This is a genomic window from Paenibacillus medicaginis (assembly GCF_042138635.1).
Classification (GTDB): Bacteria; Bacillota; Bacilli; order Paenibacillales; family Paenibacillaceae; genus Paenibacillus; species Paenibacillus medicaginis.
In genome coordinates this window covers 111,689-129,088 of record NZ_JBHIRY010000005.1, presented here as the reverse complement: position 1 = coordinate 129,088, position 17,400 = coordinate 111,689, and the positions used below count along the sequence as shown (strand labels likewise).

The window sequence follows — 17,400 nt, the reverse complement described above, 5'->3', positions numbered from 1 at the left end:
TCCTAGACAGTTACTTCTTTACGTAATTGTTGTTCATTATGTACATACCATTGATAAGTCACTGCCAAGCCTTCCTCCAGCGAAATGGAAGCTTGCCATCCCAACCGGTGCAACCGTGTTACATCCACCAGCTTGCGTGGTGTTCCGTCAGGCTTGCTCGTATCAAATACAATCCGGCCATGATAACCGACGACGTCTTTTATCTTCCCGGCAAGTTCAAGAATGGAGATATCTTCTCCAACGCCGATATTGACAATATCATTGCCTTCATAATTGTTCATCAAGTAAACGCAAGCATTCGCCAAGTCATCCGAATGGAGGAATTCCCGTTTTGGAGTACCTGTTCCCCAAATCTCTACAGATTCGGCTCCGTTCATTTTCGCTTCATGAAACTTCCGGACAAGTGCTGGCAGCACATGCGAGCTGTGCAGATCATAATTATCATTAGGCCCATACAAATTGGTCGGCATGACGGAAATAAATTTCGTCCCGTATTGGCGGTTATAAGACTGGCACATCTTCACACCCGCGATTTTAGCAATCGCGTATGGTTCGTTGGTTGATTCCAGTTCACCGGCTAACAAATACTCCTCTCTCATCGGCTGCGGGGCATACTTCGGATAAATACAGGTGCTGCCCAGGAATAATAGTTTTTCCACTCCAGTTCGATAAGCCGAATCAATTACACTGTTTTGGATGAGCAGATTATCACGAATGAAATCCGCGGGATATTCGTTATTGGCGACGATGCCTCCTACCTTGGCGGCAGCGAGAAACACGTATTCAAATTGTTCTTCTTGGAAAAAGGATAAAACTTTATTGTAATCTCGCAAATCCAATTCAGCCGAGGTTCGGACCACAATGTTTTCATAGCCCTCGGATTGCAATCTTCGCATAATGGCTGACCCTGCCAATCCGCGATGTCCTGCGACAAAAATTTTGGATATCTTCTCCATAAGAGCACCTCCTTAATAAGCGTCATTGGGACGTATTAAAATCCATACGGTTTTAAAAATGATCTTTACATCGTATAACAAGCTTCTTCGTCTGATATATTCCAAATCCAATTCCACCATTTCCTCAAATCCGACGCTATTCCGGCCGCTAACTTGCCACAACCCCGTGCATCCCGGAGTTATCTCCAGCCTCTTCCAATGATACGCAGTATATTTTTGCACTTCTCGAGGCAAAGGCGGCCTTGGACCAACCAGACTCATCTCACCTTTCAGTACATTAAACAACTGCGGCAATTCGTCCAGGCTTGTTTTTCTGATCAGCTTTCCGATTGCTGTAATTCTTGGATCCTCTTTCATTTTGAACATGTTGCCGTTTACTTCATTTTTATCCAGCAATTGCTCCAGGAGCTCTTCTGCGTTCGCGACCATTGAACGGAATTTATACATATTGAACGGTTTTCCATTTCTTCCGACTCTTTGCTGCTTGAACAGAACTGGGCCTTTCGGATCCTCCAGCTTGATAAGCAGTGCAACCAAAACCAACACCGGAAGTAATATGACAATGCCGAATAAAGCTCCGAGGATATCCATCGTTCTCTTGGTCACCAAAAATAATGCATGCTTTGGAGCGGAAACAGAAACATATGCACTTGTTTCTATAAGTTGCTCCTCTTTGGTTACATTTTGCATCCCCGGCTATCCTCCTTATCCGATTTATTTGCGTACGAGATACCTGTAGACGATAGCTTCTATTGCCTTCAACAGCTCTCCACTGAGTTCGTTATCCCGGAGCGCATAATCTAAAGTTGTCAGAATAAAACCCAGCTTATCGCCGACATCGTACCGGATACCTTCGAAATGAAAAGCATTGACGCCCTGAATCATATTCAATTGCTGAATGGCGTCCGTCAGTTGAATTTCTCCGCCGGCACCCTCCTCTTGTACAGACAATATGTCGAAGATTTCAGATGTTAAAATGTAACGGCCCATAATGGCCAGATTGGAAGGAGCGGTCCCAAGCGGCGGTTTCTCCACAAATGCGCCAACTTGATACAGCCGATCGTTTTGGGTTACCGGATCGATAATGCCATATCGGGTTGTGTCTTGTTCCGGTACCGGCTGTACTCCGATTACCGATGTACCTGTTCTCTCATACTGTTGAATCAGTTGCTTTAAGCAAGGAATATCGCTATGTACGATGTCGTCGCCCAGAAGAACGGCGAAAGGCTCGTCGCCGATAAAACGTCTTGCGCACCATACCGCATGCCCTAACCCCTTCGGTTCCTTCTGGCGAATATAATGAATGTCTACGCTGGAGGAGCGGCGTACTTCTTCAAGCAGCTTCAGCTTCCCCTTCTCCACCAGGTTGGTTTCGAGTTCGAACGCATGATCGAAGTGATCCTCGATTGCCCGCTTTCCCTTACCTGTTACAATGATGATATCTTCAATGCCCGATTCGATCGCTTCTTCCACGATATACTGGATAGTAGGCTTGTTGATGATCGGAAGCATCTCTTTCGGCATTGCCTTGGTAGCCGGCAAAAATCTGGTGCCTAACCCGGCAGCTGGTATGATTGCTTTGCGTACTCTCTTCAATGATTTCCCCTCCTATTTTTCTATAGCTCTGACTGTTCCAATCTCTCTATCAACTGTAAGAAAAATAATGGGCATCAAACCCACCCTCACGCCACACCACCGACGATCAACGTCTAAGGTTCCATGAACCCACAGCATGGCCGAGTGCCTACAGTGATAAAGGTACAGTAGGCATTACCTATTAATAACAATACATTCATATCCTTTTTCTATTAAATCTAAATGAAATAATATATTTTCACGTAAATCCTCTCACGCTCTGTTTTCGTAGTAAAATTCCTCCTGTTTATTTCTTTTATTGCGTTTGGCATTGTTGAGAACGACCCCCAAAAGTCTTGCTCTGGCATGCTCCAAATGTTCTTTCACCTTGACAACAGCATCGCGCTTGGCCTTACCTGCATGCACAACGAGGAGAACCCCATCACATTGCGCAGCAACAACCTGGGCATCTGTAACGATTAAAGCAGGCGGCGTATCGATAAGGATGACAGAATAATTCATCTTCAACTTGTCAAGCATTTCCTTGAAGTTATTGGAAGATAGCATTTCCGCAGGATTGGGAGGAATAGGTCCCGATGTGATCACAGACAAGTTATCGATATGAGTTTCCTGCACCATTTCATGTACAGAATATTGTTTGGCGATAATATTGGAAAGTCCGCCGCGATTTTGCTTGCTGAAGATGTCATGAATGGTCGGTTTGCGAAAATTAGCATCAATAAGTACTACATTTTTTTTAGCTTGAGCAAAAGCTGCCGCCATGTTGACCGCTGTTGTGGTTTTGCCTTCCAGGGGCCTGGCTGAAGTAACGGCAATCGTCTTCAGATCTTGATCGAAGGAAGAAAACTCGATATTCGTTCGCAACGAGCGGTAGGATTCTGCTATAAATGATGCAGGATTGATATCCATCGCCAAGGGGTATTTAAGAGTTAACTGTCGCATACGGTGCTCCCTCCAAGTCCTGTTTGTTAGTTATTTTGTCCTGTGTCACCAGGTCTTTCCTCGTAATGACAGCAACAACCGCAAACGTAGGTACTCCAAGGAGCCCGGTGATATCAGCTTCGGTTTTAACGGTGTCATCAAGATATTCAAGAAGGAACGCGGCACCGACCGATACCATTAGCGAAACGATAAAACCAATGATGAGATTTAAAGCCGGGTTCGGAGAAATGTCATACGCTATTTTTGCCTCACTAAGAATCTCCACATTGTCAACACTCATAATGGTCGGGATCGTTGCTTTAAATACCGTTGCCACTGCGTTAACGATTTTTATGGCATTCTCGTAAGAATGATCCTGAATGGATAAAATCATGACCTGTGAATCAATAACATTACTGACTTCAATTTTTCCAGTTAATTGTTCTGCGGTTAACCCCAGCTCCGGGTGCTTCTCCACAACCCGGTCCATCACCGCATAAGTCTTTATAATTTCCTTGTATGTATTGACCAGTTGAATATTCAGATTGACATCATTTAGTTCCAGGTGCCCCGTTTTTTCATTGCTATTTTTGGATTGATTGACAATTATTTTCGAAGAAGCCTGGTACAACGGATCAGTAAAGAAGTAACTATATATACCTGTCGCACCAGTTATAACAACCACACAAGCAACGATAAGCCACACCCGTTTCCTCAAAACCGCTGCATACCTCTTAAGCTCTATTGAAGACTCCACCATGTTTTTTCATTCCCTTCCTAATGTCTGTTTAAAATTTATGAAAAAGTAGGATTTCCTCATTGTTCTTATTACTGATACATTTTGTATTATTTTCATTTATATTTTCACTTTATGATACATTTAGTATCACGTCAAGCAAACTTTTTCTGCTTTTGTCGTTTTTTTCGAAATCGTTTCTTTTCACTTTCCTGCTTCATTTTTTATTTCCGTTTGATGCCTCAGTAACCTGCCAAACACCCCGTTAGCTTCATTAGAAAGCTGTTGGAATCCTCCTTCTTGAATGATTTGACCATCTTCCAGCACAATCACTTGATCTGCATTTCGGATCGTCGAAAGCCGGTGAGCAATAACTATAATGGTCATTTCTTCCTTAAGTTTGTTAAGAACCTCTTGTATTTTTTTTTCATTTTCAGCATCTAGCGCACTTGTAGGCTCATCCAGGACGAGAATGGCTGGCTTGCGCAAGAGAGCTCTGGCAAGTATCAATCGTTGCCTTTCACCTCCGGAAAGCCTGACGCCGCGGTCACCGATCTCGGAATCAAGCCCAAGAGGAAAACGTTCAATAAACTCATTCGCAGCGGATAGCTTTAATGCATCCCATAACTGTTCTTCGCTCGCCGCCGGATTCATCATTAGAAGGTTTTCTCTAATGGATGTATGGAACAGGAAAGAATCTTGCGGTACATATCCAATAGAACCTCTTAACAAAAATACCGTATCATCCGTGAGAGCTATTCCATCAATGCATATTTCCCCTCTTTCAGGACGCAAAAGTCCCATTAACGTATCTATTAAGGTGCTTTTGCCTGCACCGGATTTACCTACAATAGCTGTCATCCGGTATGCCGGAATGAACAAATTAACATTTTTAAGAGCATAGAATTCCTGGCTCCGATCATATCGGAAATAAACACTCCGGCACTCAATACCTCCTTTTACCCTGAAGGAATTGGAACCCCCGGTACAATGCAAAGCTATCGATTCTGCTGCACCCTCACATTCTTTCTGTATATCGAGCAGGTTCTTGAATGCGGGAAGAGTCGATGCAATTTGCTCCAAATTTGACTGTATAACAGTAAACCTCGGCCACAGACGTGAGAACAAAATGATAATGACCATCAATTGAGCGGCTTGCGCACGAAATGCTTCCACAGATAAAAAAATAAATAATCCGATCAGTATTGCTGAAGATACTTTATATAATAATTGGGAGTTCGTTTGTACTTTTACTTGTTCGACTACATTCGCTTCAATGTCATGATTCAGTTTGTGAAACCAGGAAATATGAGATTGTTCAAGCATATTACTCTTTATATCTTTAATCCCGTTTAACTGATCGTTTATTCCGGCATAGTAACTTTTCGCGAGCTCAGTCGTTTGATTACCATATTCTTTAGCGTGCTTTATAAATTTTCGCGAAATAAAAGCCAGTAATACTCCACATAAGAGGACTAACATGGTCATCCTGGCAGATAACCACAGTGCTATGCCAACTTGGATAATCATGAACGTAATTGTTGTAATAAGCCTTAGAAAAAGAGTCGTTCCATAATTCACTCTGCCCAACTCGGATGTCAGGATATGCTGGAAATCAGACTTTCTTCGCTGCAGGTGAAAAATCCAGTTGGCCCTCAGTAATGCCTGATAAATATCCAGTCTTAGACTCCGCATAAAGCCTTGTTGAATTCTAGCGTCAAGCAAGGACTGATTTTTCTGCAACAGAGCCTGGGCTGAAATAACCAATATAAAAATCCCTAAAATGACAGCAAGCTGATAGATTGTGGGTATTGTCTGCAGCACCTCATCGAGAGTTGAAATGATTAAAACGTTGCCTATATGAACATCGAATATCCCGATTAAACTAAGCATGGGTACAAGCAGAAAAATCCCGATCCCGTCAAGTAAACTGATTACAATCATACAGAGCAAATTCAAATAAAGTTTAATACCGGCAAAAGCATACAGCTTGTTCACGAACAACAGGATATTTCCCATAATCCCCTCCCCTAAGCATGGGTCCTCTGCTTCATTTGCCGCCAAAACCATAAAAAAGGACGTAAGGGAAAATATATGAAATGTAGTGCTTTGGGCAGGGGGAGCACCTCCGCATCGTTGGAGCCAGGATAAATGTTGCTAATGATATATTGATATTTTTCGGATGATGATTTTAATGAAAATGAATACAGACAAACACGACCGGACTTCTGCTCTGGGGATACCTTCCCGGTTATGAAATCAATCGATTGTTGTGCTAATTTAGCCGGACGCCTGCCAATATTAAAAAAAATCATTTGTTGTGGTAAGGGCGTTTGCAGCAGATGTGAAGTTAATAATAATGCTTGGCCCCCAATGTGAAGGTTATGATGCTTTTTCAACAACGCAGAAATGTTGTCCCACTCAGGTCCCTTCCTTACTAAACGGTCTATGTCGACTAGCCACCTAAGCCGAAACCAACCGTGACGGGCTCCGTGAGAAGTAAGATAGAGAAACAGGTCTGCCTCGGATAGAAAATAGACTGGCTCTGATGTAAGAGAACTGCGAACCTTCCGTTCCCAGAGCTCTTGAAAGTCAGGCTCATTTCCAAACTCCGGATGCAGCCTCCAATGAAGTTCAATCTCTATTTCTTTTTGAGGATGAAAATAATTGACATGGTGAACTTTCCACTTCGATTCATTTAAAACACGCAGAAATTTACTTTTTAATTTATAGCCATGATTGGATAGGATCATCTCCACTTTCTCGACATCATCATGCTTAATCAAAATGTCCAAATCTTTTGATGTACGCAGCGAAATATCCCCGTATAATGCTTCAGCAAGAACAGGCCCTTTCAACATTAGTGAATCAATCCCGTTTTCGTTAAATGCTTTACAAATCCTCTCCATCTCACCGCTTAGATGAAGCATTTGGAACGTATTCCTTATGTAATCTGAATGAAGGTTTTGCAAAATTGACGCCGGAATCAGCTCTTTGTCTACATTCTTCAGCTTTAGATAAATCAGGGGATATACCCGGTGGTGTCTGACAAGCTCCAGAAATCGGTCCCAGTCAATATCTGACAGTTTATCTTTCACTCTTTCAGATATGTCCGTATCATCATGCTCCTGCAGCAACTCAAGCAGCAGCGTTAATTCCTTTGGAAAATGTGTTGTATTGAGATGGAATGTACGATTCATGCTTTGCTTAATCCCCTTTTGCCCGCTTTAGAATTCAATGGTTTCCCGAACTTTCCTACCACGGTGAACTTCTCCATTTCCTCGAACCCGGTGATGTACAGAGAGCCGCTGCGCACCCAGGCGTGAGCAATCATTTTACCAGAGAGATCCTTGGCCGTTCCCATATACAATGTGCTTTCAATTCCCCGCCGTTCCAGCATCTTTACTGCTGCAATCGCCTTGACCAAACACGTGCTTTCCCAAAGCGTATGTCGGCTCATCGTTCGAACTGCAAATGAGACTGCTCTTAATGCCGGCTCATGATAGGGGTCATGTGTATATGAAGTCTCTAGCATGGAAGCTCCCAAGGCAGGAGCGACTCTGGAGAAAGGCAGGCTCTTTAAAATACGGGCCCATGCCAAGTAAAAGTAGGCTTCCATGAACAGCCTTCGCTTTGATGGGGGAGAGGAAATGAATTTCTTAATTCTGCTCCACACGGAATTCACGCGCTTACTTCTTCCTCAAGCTGAATCAGATTTTCCTTATGTAAAGCTGCCACAAAGGTGATCACCTGCTGTTCACACAGTCCCCGCTCAATGTCATACTCAGCAACAAGCGCTTCAACGATCTGACTGATTGTGACCGGCGATATTGCAAGCTCCCAGATTCTGCCCCCAACTTTTCCAAGATTATAGTACTTCCCGCTCTCTATGCTCATCATGACTTTGTCCCCGTCCATATCGCTTGCCAGGTTGCCGCTGCATCGAAGTATCGTATCGTGTACAGAAATATTATTTTTCATGAATTCTCTTTCACTCCTTATCGATACATAATGTATACTTATTTCTTATTTAATAATTTATGATACAAATAGTATCCAGTCAAGCAAAACTTTTTTTTGTTTTTGTCGAATTAAAAAAGCCCTTATAAGCAAGCAACCATACAAGGGCAATGGGACCTGATATGTATCACATTTTACTTATTTCGGATAACACTAAATCAGCCAGTTCAGGAGCTGTGAATCGAGAAATCGGTCTTTGCAACCGGAAAAGATTAAGTTGACTCAATAAGATCACTGAAATATTGAAGTGCCACTCCGTTAATCCCAGTGAAGCAATAACCGACTTGCGATACGTGTGCCGATTCAAGACAAACAGTCGCTCAAGTCCCTGGATCCGGTGAATTCCAAGCTGATCATCCTGTGCCTTGACAAGCTCAAATATGCCGGCAAGCGGAAGTGGTTCCGAATAAAAACTGGAAGCTACAGGTACGGCAAACTTGTTTTCTCTTTCAAATAATGGCTGAAAATCCGCAGCTTCCATCCCAAGCTGTTCAATGCTTTCCTTCCACAGCTTTTGTCCCGGGTAAGACGGCATAACCAAAGGCGTATTGTCTTGAGTCAGCGTTACCGCAATAACGTCATCGCTCAGCAGCTGGTATCCCCGTTGCAACAGTACGGAAGCGAGTGTGGATTTACCGGCTCCTGATTCTCCGACTACAGCATACACCTTTCCATTCATAGCTATAGCACTCCCATGCAAGGGGAGTACTTTTCTCTGCAGCAATATCACGCCTATACATGTGCCAAGAATGTAAAGACGTATTTTATCCGGATCAGCTCCCTCTGCAGGAGAAACACGGATACTTTCACCACCTTGAATGCAAAACGTCCCTACATCAGGCAGTTGAAACATGACGATATTATCTTTTACAGTGAACATCTTTTGTTGTCCGGCAAGCTCGCTCCATAATTGTGACAAATCGGCTTTTTGGATAAAAACATGTATATGATCTGCATGGCAGCAAGGGTTCTCATGAAGTTCCGGAAGAAGAATATCGCTGGATATCGTTAATCCGAAGGCTTTGTAGACGGCTTCCTTACTTGTAACGATCATTCTATTCACTCCAAACGGTTATAAAATCTATTTTAAATATCCTGCCCTTATACACTCCAACAGTTATATAAGGGCAGCAACAAAGTCAACCGTCACGTTACTTGCGAATTAGCTATGGTTTACAGTTTCATCCTCATCAGGCTGTACCGCATCAGGTATCGATCTACCCGGACCTGCTAATGTCATTTTTACATCAAGAACTTCCAATTCCGGCGCTTCCCACGTTTTTTTCATGCTCTCACCTCCTCACAGTTTATAAAAGCTGTATAGGCAAGGCACAGAACCTCGACTACCACTCGTAGCTACTACAAAATCACGCAAATTTCTTAAGAAATCGGTAAAATATCAAGCTCCGCATGATAATTTTAAAATCGGCGTCGAATATATAGTTGGATTGCGGTCCAGTCTGCAATTTTGAAATAGCTTCTTTTAAAAGTTGCATATTGATGAAGCGGGATAATTCGCCATCAGAACTAAGCTGCTGCAGCTCTTCCATGAATAGATTCCAGGATGGTTTCATCCGATGTATTCCGTCCGCTCCTTGTACCCCTCGAATCCGTAGGTTCATTCTTACATCGTCAGGCAAATCATTTTTCATAGACCTGCGAATAAGTGACCTGTTGACTCCATCCTGGACGAATTGTTCTTCCGGTACTGACAAACAGAACTTAATCACCCGTAAATCATTGGTAGGATCACGTTCCCATACAGAGTACCGCAAAGATAGCTTGGTTCCGAATGTCCCGTTAATATTCCAAAAATATAGCTGCTCAAACTGTCTCTTCCGGTATTCATATGCATTGGCAAGATAAGTTCCGGTGGCATCAATATCGTGCTGCCGCAGTCTATCAAAAACATCTGTTGTTCTCGCAAACTCCGGATTAATCAGCGATGGAAACGAATCTTCTTTGTTCCAGGCAAGATGTTGAACAAACGGGAATGCTTTCCTGCCAATCACCGGAAGCAGTCTTAACCGTCTTATGCCTGCGATTCTACTGTGAAGCCGCAGTTCGCGGTAAAAGCGGATCCATCTCATCTTCCTTAGTAAAATTGCCATATAGTCTAAAGGGTGCCCCCACGATATCGTCCAATTGCCCCTTTGGCCGTTCAATAGAATACCTACTCCTTGTTGTCGAGCCGATTCATAAATTCCCTTAATCCAGAAAGAGTTTTCGAAGAACTTGTAAGGCATCTCAAAAGTGTCAAGCCAATCGTCCACTTCCGAAAGCGGGCTTTTCCCTTTAAAATCCAAATAATGAGCCGTAATGTTCCCTACATGTTGTACTGTGGATTGGATATATGGCCTCTCGTTAGCCACTCTTCTCTTCGAAGTCCAATCCTCAAAATCGTCGACAGGAACATAACTGAAGGTATGCAGATGTTTATCCTCGTTGTGCAATGCTTTGGCGGCAAAGCTGACAACAGAGCCTGAATCCAGCCCTCCGCTCAATTGAGCGCCTACCGCACGATGAGTCCGAATCCGCGAATGTACGGCATTTTGAAATACTTCACGAAATGCTTCTTCATACTCCCCGTTTGACGACAGCTTTAACTTGTTGCCCTCCGCTATAGTGCAGTACCTTCTAAAAGTAAATTTCCCGTTCATTACAGTTATCGTATGGGAAGGAGATAGTTGTTCTATTTGCTTATAGACCGTCGAGGCTGTATCCACCGCGTCGGTGGTTGTCGGAATCGCGAGAAATTCGGCGATCCATTGCTCGTTAAGCCCTCTATCAATGTAAGGGAGCGTAAATAACGGCTGTATGAGAGTACTGAAGGCGAATCGTTGATAATCCCGGTAAAAATAAAGGGTTCGTGTCCCGGAAAAATCTCGCGCACCGAAAAGCTTATCTTGCCTTTCATCCCAAATCATAAAGGCAAAATCGCCGACCAAATACTTTGGCGTTTCTTCTCCCCACTTATGGTAAGCGAGTAAAATCAACTCACTATCCCCCATCTTCGCACGCCGTTCATACGCCACTTGCAGCAAATCAAACAGTTCAGCACGGTTGTCAATGATTGCATCTGCAGTGATGGCAAGCTTTCGTTCAGTATCATAATAAGGTAATATTTCATGAACAGATTCAGGAGTTATCCATTGCGCATGGCAACCAAAAAAAAGGGTCCTGCCAAACCATGTACCGGTCTGATCAACAGGGTATTTTCGCAAAGCTTGCATTAGCACATCGGCTTCGCTGTAATTGATCATGGATCCATGAAAATGAAGAATACCGTTTATCGCGCCCACTTCTTCACCCGATCTCATACGTAATATAAATATTAAAAACTCATGCAGTTCTATTTATTAGTGCAAATTACATTTGAAATATGGTATTATTAAGTGTATTTATTGAGTATAAATATGTATCCGTGTGAATGCCGATCATGTTCTCACCGTCAAATGCGAAGAATTGGGTTTTGGAAAAGAACTTGCCGTTTCATATGCCTCTAATACTTTCGCGTAAACATATGGTCGATCCACATGAAGCGCCTGAACCACATTTCGCTGACATTGCAAAGAGTGCTCCATTGCAAGCAGTGGATGGTAAGTCTGCCGAACCGGGGCAGATACAGGTTGCGATAAAACTTGCTTATGGGTGACAGACAATAGCATTTCCTCTTGCTGAAGGCATACTTCAACGACAAGGGAAACTTGCTGAGTATTGAATCGATGATCCGGCAAAATTCTTGAACACCCCTTTTCACCTTTAAATAATAAACAAACTCCCTTAACTTTGATACATTATGTATTTTGTCGTATTATACTGTACAATATATGATACGTTAAGTATCTAGTCAAGCGTGTTTTTTGTTTTGTCCCATATCTTAACAACACGTTTAAAAATTTGAGGAGAATGTATTTATGCACACTTGCGGTGAACGAATTTCGGCGCTGAGGGAAAATCGAAAGCTGACACAAGAAGAGATGGCCTCCCAACTGCAAATTTCCCGCGCCTCCTTATCTCATTATGAGAAGAACAGAAGAAAACCCGATTTTGATACACTTCGTAAGATCGCCGATTTCTTTCAAGTATCGATTGACTACTTGCTCGGGCGAGACGATGATCTCATCCCTGCTGCCAATGATGAAATCCTAGAATTTTCTGAAAACCTGGAGCTCTCGGACGAAAACATTTTAGAGAGGTTTTCCTTTGCTATTGATGGCAAAGAACTAACGCCTGAAGAAGCGAAAAGATTCATCGCCTTCATTAGGGCCGAAAGATCGATGAGATAAAAAAAACCATACGACAAGTGTTGTCCAGTTAACGAGCTGACAGCACTCTGCCGCTTCTTCGGACTTATTCTGAACAGCGAAAAGGTCATATCTTTGTTCTGAATTCAAACCGGTCTCTGAAGTAGAACCCCCCGTTAACTTTTACAGCTTCGGGAGTAAACTTTTCTATACTGCCGCCGCTGTTGACCACAATACTTAAAATACTATTCATCGACATGATTACATCCACCTTAGCTTGAGTGACCGCCGCAGCAAATAATTCCTGATCCGTATGTAATGCCTTATATGCAGGCTTCATCCCCATTCCCCCAAAGCCTTTATCATATCAACAGATTAAATTAAAGCGGTTACATCCCCTCTACGATCATATTAGCATACTATCGAAAACTTTGATACGTATTGTATCAATAAATATAAAGAGATCCCCTACTTTATTTCAGGGGATCTCTTTGTCAAATATTTTTCCAGTTTTGACCTTGTTGCTGAATGAGCGGTGTAAATCATCACCCTCATATCGATTTTATTTTCCTTCCCATTCTTTATGGAAACGGTCCAGGAATTCCAGCATAAACTGATGCCGTTGCTCCGCCAGCTCCCGCCCGCTTTCCGTATTCATGAGATCCTTCAGCTTCAGCAGCTTTTCATCAAAATGATGGATCGTCGTGCCCTGATGGCTTCTGTACTCCTCCTCGGATTGAAATTCACGGGTGCTTTCTCCAGGATCATACATCAGACGTCCCCTTGACCCGCCATAGGCGAAGGCCCTTCCGATGCCGATTGCGCCGATGGCGTCCAAACGGTCGGCATCCTGTACCACCCGACCTTCCAGCGTCCGGATCGGCGGACGGTTCCCGCCGCTGTAGGACATGGTGGCTATAATCTCAAGAATGTGGTCCTTTGCTTCAGCCGGTACTCCCTCAACTTGCAGCCAATTCTCCACCTTGCGCAGCCCTTCTTCCTTGGAAGAATTCAGCTTCGGGTCTGCCACATCATGCAGCAGCGCAGCCAGAATACAGATCTGCAGATCAGCCCCTTCCCCTTTCGCAATGGCAGCAGCCGTCTGCTTGACCCGGTATGCATGCCACCAATCGTGGCCGCTGCTGTCGTGCTGCAGCTGCTCCTTTACAAACTGCTCAGCCAGGTGTATTATGTCAGAAGCTTCATACATAATCAGTCTCTCCCTTAGATATTCATGTCATTAATATAGGAAAGGTTCCATTCTTCCGGCACAGCCCGGCTGTAACCGAATCGGGAACCCTTGGTTTAATCTCAGGAATTCTTCCGGCTTCTGCGAATCCAATAAATAATAAATATAATAACGGCGATTGCGATAACGGCATAAGTAATCTCCGAATACACATCCATGTAAGCCAGGATGCTCTCCCAGGAGTCTCCCAGCGCAGCTCCAACACTGACAAGGATAATGTTCCATATTAACGTGCCAATCGTGGTGAACACAAGAAACACCCAGAAATTCATGCCCGACATGCCTGCCGGAATGGATATAAGACTGCGGATCAGCGGCACCATGCGGCAAAACAATACTGTCCACGGCCCATATTTGTCAAACCAGGCATCTGCCTTATGTATGTCCTGCTTTTTGACACGGAGAATATGCCCCCACTTGCCAACGATCGCTTCCATTCTCTCAACGCTTAATATACGGCCTATGCCATACAGAATAATCGCTCCGACCACCGATCCTGCGGTAGCCGCCGCGATCACTCCAGGCACTGTCAAATCGGAGTTCGTGGTCATGAACCCGCCGAATGTCAGTATAACCTCCGATGGTATGGGCGGAAATACATTTTCAAAGGCAATCATCAGAAAGATTCCAAAATAACCGTACTGCTCCATAAATGACGTAATCCAGTTTTCCATTATACACCCTCTGTCACGAATTTGTACTTCCCACTGCCATTCTACCAAGTATCGTACAGTGGGGGCAAACCCGCTGAAGTAGTATTTAGTATTTCAATGATGACCCGGATTTCATAGCCAGCGTATAAAATGGCCCCATCCCAAATCCACATGATTAGCGGTAGCCCATGCTTCCAGAGCTTTGAGGCTAGCTACTCTGTCATCTATCATTCTGAAGGACCAATGTACAGGAACGATTTTTTTGCCTTTGGGCAGAATCGCAACATTCACCAGCCCCATGAAATCATGATGGATAATGATCTCTTTAATCTCGCTGCTTTGCAGCGTTTTTTTGCCCAAAGTAACTGAGCCGTAATCAAGGCCCAGGGTTCGTGGGCCGATCAGCGCCCTTACAGCAGCAGCAAGCCAAACGACGCAGAGCAAAGCTATTGCTGCGATAACAAAGTAGTCTATTCCTGTAATCCCACCATCTTCGACATTGTTATAAAGATTAAACGAGTTGATGCCCCCAAGGAGAAGATAACCTAACAAAACATTAAAATTAATAGGATTCTTGACTCTGAAAACAACCTCTTTTCCTTTCATGCAACCTCCTATTAACGTTATTGATATAAGGCGGTAATAGCCGCCGCTTGCTCACATACCCGGCTCCTTAACTCCTGCGGCTCCAGTACTTCCATCCCGGGACCAAACCCAAGAATAATGCCGCAGGCGGATTCCATGGTGTTGAATTCCACCTCTGCTTCAATCTCCTGCCCTGTCTGTACCATATGCAGCAGCTTTACATACCGTGTACGGGACAGTACGTCCAGCAGTTCCTCTTGAAAGCGAAGCTTTGCCGGGTAACGCGGCAGGCTTGCTTTGAATTCTGCCATGGATTGCTCCCAGTATTGCGCCAATTGAAATCCGGGTGGCCGTTCAAAAGATTCCTCCTGCATCGCGGCGGCAGTCAAACGGGAAATGCGGAACGTTCGCATCCCGTGCTCCGTAGCCGCCACCAGGTACCACACACCACGTTTGGCTACAAGACCGAGCGGAGATACGGTCCGCTCTTCAGCCTCTTCGCCACGCATATACGTAATGGACAGCAGCCGTTCTCCCCATACAGCTTCCTGAATCACCGGCAGGCATGGACACTGCTCGTCCGCCTGATGCCAGCCCGCCCCATCGATATGCAGCTTGGCCCGTACCTCTTCCGCGCTGTCCCGCACCGTGTCCGGAGCGGAGGATAACAACTTCTGTATTGCGGAATCGAAGTGTCTGCGAATTCCCAGATCCTCCAGCGCCTTTTCCTGACCGGATATGAACAGGGAAACCAGCTCATCCGGCTTCATGCCTGTGAGACGGGTCCGATATCCTTCAGATAAGCTCCATCCCCCATTGGCCCCTCTTTCGGCATATACCGGGATACCGGCCATGCCGAGCGCTTCCATGTCTCTTGCAATCGTCCGCTCCGATACTTCAAGCTGTCCGGCCAACTGCCGGGTGGTCAGTCTGCCCTGATTCTGCAGCAGCAGCAGGATATGCAATAAACGGTCCGCCCGCATTCACTTTCACCTCCATCAGGTTAATGATTTTATTTTAGCAAATAATCATGACAATAGATGTCTTATTTCAAGGATAAGCTGGGCTTGTGATCACTTTACAGAAAGCCCTCATTGGGGAAATTACGCGAAGCAGCATGGATTTCTGTAGTGCGTGGTATAGCTCATTATGCAAATGGCTATCCCACTAATTATACACTTTTTACCATGAGGGTGGCGTGATGTTTTTTTAAAAGTCGGGCTGCCAGACATTAAAAAAGACAGATGCCCGTTAAGGACAATCTGTCTTGAATCAAAGATCTGGATCATTCTCCACTTATTTTGTGGAGTTCTTATCGTCACTGATCCCCGGTGTCGTTTTCGCAACCCATTCTTCGGCTTCAGGCTCGATGTCCTGACCATTCTCCATTTTCTTTTGCTCCATCAGGGAATCTCCGTCTTTATTCAGCTTGTTGCGAAGTTTGTCTTCGGATTGAAATTCCATTGCAATTCCCTCCTTCAATATTGGAGCAACCGCTCCTGTGAAAATCTGCTTGTGCAAAAGCCCTCAAGTGTTCCTGCGGCCCTGCCTTTTACATATAGTTACCCGATGATGCCAATTACAAACATGGCTGCACTATAGAAGCCCCCCATTTAGTAATCAATATGCAATCCGTCGGGGTTATTTTATATTTGGCGGTGCTGGGCTCCATCGTTCAGTTCGCGGTCTGGTAAACTAAGGAGCACTGCTTCGTAGAATGTCTTTTGGAACAGAACATTTATTATATTTACCTATAAGATTTATCCTCTTTATATATTGGAGTAATAGCATCTGCAGCCTTATGATGGGTCTATAACATAACGAGGAGGAATGGACGGATGTCTGTTTATGATTTTCAAGTGAACTCCATCGACGGCAAGCCCGTTAAATTATCCGTTTACCAAGGGAAAGTTTTGCTTATTGTCAACACGGCCAGCAAATGTGGTTATTCCCGCCAATTTGCCGGACTGCAGGAGCTATATGAAAGTTACCAGGACCAGGGCTTTGAAATTCTCGGCTTTCCCTGCAATCAATTTAACGAAAAAGAACCGGGCACAAACCCGGAAGTAGCGGAATTCTGCAAGAGCAGCTTTGGTGTAACGTTTCCGCTGTTTGAAAAATTGGATGTCCGAGGCCCATCCGCTCATCCTTTATTTCAATATCTCGCCGGGCAAGCCCCCTTCCAGGGCTTCGATACTCAGACCTCTAACGGACGGTGGATGAAGGATTTTTTGCAGGAAAAATACCCGGATGTATATGCCGGTGACGGGATCAAGTGGAATTTCTCCAAGTTTTTGATCGGTCGGGACGGCAGGGTATTCGGCAGATATGAGACTACGATCGAGCCATTTGAGCTGGAGTCAGACATTAAGTCGCTTCTGTAATGCATAAAAAAATCGTTGGCAAAATCCGCTTCAAAAATTAGTATGGAGTAATA

At 44.3% G+C, this 17,400-nt stretch carries 20 protein-coding genes; 2 read left to right on the top strand and 18 right to left on the bottom strand.

Going from position 1 to position 17,400, the window contains the following annotated elements:
* Positions 1-2: 2 nt before the first annotated feature.
* The 12 genes from fcl to ACE5LO_RS07475 form a co-directional block, all read right to left on the bottom strand.
* On the bottom strand, positions 3-956 hold the full coding sequence (fcl, locus tag ACE5LO_RS07530; RefSeq protein WP_375519418.1) for a GDP-L-fucose synthase: 954 nt from the start codon (positions 954-956) through the stop codon (positions 3-5).
* 12 nt (positions 957-968) lie between these two features.
* The gene (locus ACE5LO_RS07525; protein WP_375519417.1) at positions 969-1,646 is read right to left on the bottom strand and encodes a sugar transferase; all 678 of its coding nucleotides are present in this window, start codon (positions 1,644-1,646) and stop codon (positions 969-971) included.
* A 24-nt stretch (positions 1,647-1,670) separates the two neighbouring features.
* A complete protein-coding gene (gene galU, locus ACE5LO_RS07520; protein WP_375519416.1) occupies positions 1,671-2,552 on the bottom strand; it encodes a UTP--glucose-1-phosphate uridylyltransferase GalU in 882 nt (293 codons plus the stop codon).
* Positions 2,553-2,804: 252 nt separating this feature from the next.
* On the bottom strand, positions 2,805-3,494 hold the full coding sequence (locus ACE5LO_RS07515; RefSeq protein WP_375519415.1) for a CpsD/CapB family tyrosine-protein kinase: 690 nt from the start codon (positions 3,492-3,494) through the stop codon (positions 2,805-2,807).
* Positions 3,475-4,233 (bottom strand): YveK family protein, encoded by a 759-nt coding sequence (locus ACE5LO_RS07510; RefSeq protein ID WP_375519414.1) that lies wholly within the window; start codon positions 4,231-4,233, stop codon positions 3,475-3,477. The genes ACE5LO_RS07515 and ACE5LO_RS07510 overlap by 20 nt, the downstream gene beginning before the upstream one ends.
* Before the next feature lie 180 nt (positions 4,234-4,413).
* Positions 4,414-6,228 (bottom strand): ABC transporter ATP-binding protein, encoded by a 1,815-nt coding sequence (locus ACE5LO_RS07505; RefSeq protein ID WP_375519413.1) that lies wholly within the window; start codon positions 6,226-6,228, stop codon positions 4,414-4,416.
* 11 nt (positions 6,229-6,239) lie between these two features.
* The gene (locus ACE5LO_RS07500) at positions 6,240-7,409 is read right to left on the bottom strand and encodes a nucleotidyltransferase domain-containing protein (protein ID WP_375519412.1); all 1,170 of its coding nucleotides are present in this window, start codon (positions 7,407-7,409) and stop codon (positions 6,240-6,242) included.
* Positions 7,406-7,828, bottom strand: a complete 423-nt coding sequence (locus ACE5LO_RS07495; protein WP_375519411.1) for a lasso peptide biosynthesis B2 protein — start codon at positions 7,826-7,828, stop codon at positions 7,406-7,408. Before ACE5LO_RS07495 ends, ACE5LO_RS07500 begins: the two co-directional genes overlap by 4 nt.
* Positions 7,829-7,890: 62 nt before the next feature.
* Entirely contained in the window at positions 7,891-8,190 is a 300-nt protein-coding gene (locus ACE5LO_RS07490; RefSeq protein WP_375519410.1) for a lasso peptide biosynthesis PqqD family chaperone, read from the bottom strand.
* A 166-nt stretch (positions 8,191-8,356) separates the two neighbouring features.
* Entirely contained in the window at positions 8,357-9,283 is a 927-nt protein-coding gene (locus tag ACE5LO_RS07485) for an aldolase (protein WP_375519409.1), read from the bottom strand.
* A gap of 108 nt (positions 9,284-9,391) precedes the next feature.
* Positions 9,392-9,517, bottom strand: coding sequence for a paeninodin family lasso peptide (locus ACE5LO_RS07480; protein ID WP_375519408.1), 126 nt, complete (start codon positions 9,515-9,517; stop codon positions 9,392-9,394).
* Between the two features lie 79 nt (positions 9,518-9,596).
* Entirely contained in the window at positions 9,597-11,531 is a 1,935-nt protein-coding gene (locus tag ACE5LO_RS07475) for an asparagine synthase-related protein (RefSeq protein ID WP_375519407.1), read from the bottom strand.
* Positions 11,532-12,146: 615 nt separating this feature from the next.
* Between ACE5LO_RS07475 and ACE5LO_RS07470 the strand changes: the two genes are divergently transcribed.
* Positions 12,147-12,518, top strand: coding sequence for a helix-turn-helix domain-containing protein (locus tag ACE5LO_RS07470; RefSeq protein WP_375519406.1), 372 nt, complete (start codon positions 12,147-12,149; stop codon positions 12,516-12,518).
* 85 nt (positions 12,519-12,603) lie between these two features.
* On the opposite strand, the gene ACE5LO_RS07465 is transcribed toward ACE5LO_RS07470, so the two are convergent.
* The 6 genes from ACE5LO_RS07465 to ACE5LO_RS07440 form a co-directional block, all read right to left on the bottom strand.
* On the bottom strand, positions 12,604-12,816 hold the full coding sequence (locus ACE5LO_RS07465) for a hypothetical protein (protein ID WP_375519405.1): 213 nt from the start codon (positions 12,814-12,816) through the stop codon (positions 12,604-12,606).
* Between the two features lie 222 nt (positions 12,817-13,038).
* Positions 13,039-13,686 (bottom strand): HD domain-containing protein, encoded by a 648-nt coding sequence (locus ACE5LO_RS07460; RefSeq protein ID WP_375519404.1) that lies wholly within the window; start codon positions 13,684-13,686, stop codon positions 13,039-13,041.
* Positions 13,687-13,787: 101 nt separating this feature from the next.
* On the bottom strand, positions 13,788-14,399 hold the full coding sequence (locus ACE5LO_RS07455; protein ID WP_375519403.1) for a DedA family protein: 612 nt from the start codon (positions 14,397-14,399) through the stop codon (positions 13,788-13,790).
* Between the two features lie 111 nt (positions 14,400-14,510).
* Entirely contained in the window at positions 14,511-14,984 is a 474-nt protein-coding gene (locus ACE5LO_RS07450) for a hypothetical protein (protein WP_375519402.1), read from the bottom strand.
* A 17-nt stretch (positions 14,985-15,001) separates the two neighbouring features.
* The gene (locus tag ACE5LO_RS07445) at positions 15,002-15,946 is read right to left on the bottom strand and encodes a helix-turn-helix transcriptional regulator (RefSeq protein WP_375519401.1); all 945 of its coding nucleotides are present in this window, start codon (positions 15,944-15,946) and stop codon (positions 15,002-15,004) included.
* Positions 15,947-16,259: 313 nt separating this feature from the next.
* Positions 16,260-16,427 (bottom strand): hypothetical protein, encoded by a 168-nt coding sequence (locus ACE5LO_RS07440; protein ID WP_375519400.1) that lies wholly within the window; start codon positions 16,425-16,427, stop codon positions 16,260-16,262.
* Between the two features lie 374 nt (positions 16,428-16,801).
* On the opposite strand from ACE5LO_RS07440, the gene ACE5LO_RS07435 reads away from it, so the two are divergent.
* Positions 16,802-17,347, top strand: coding sequence for a glutathione peroxidase (locus tag ACE5LO_RS07435; protein WP_375519399.1), 546 nt, complete (start codon positions 16,802-16,804; stop codon positions 17,345-17,347).
* Positions 17,348-17,400: the final 53 nt, after the last annotated feature.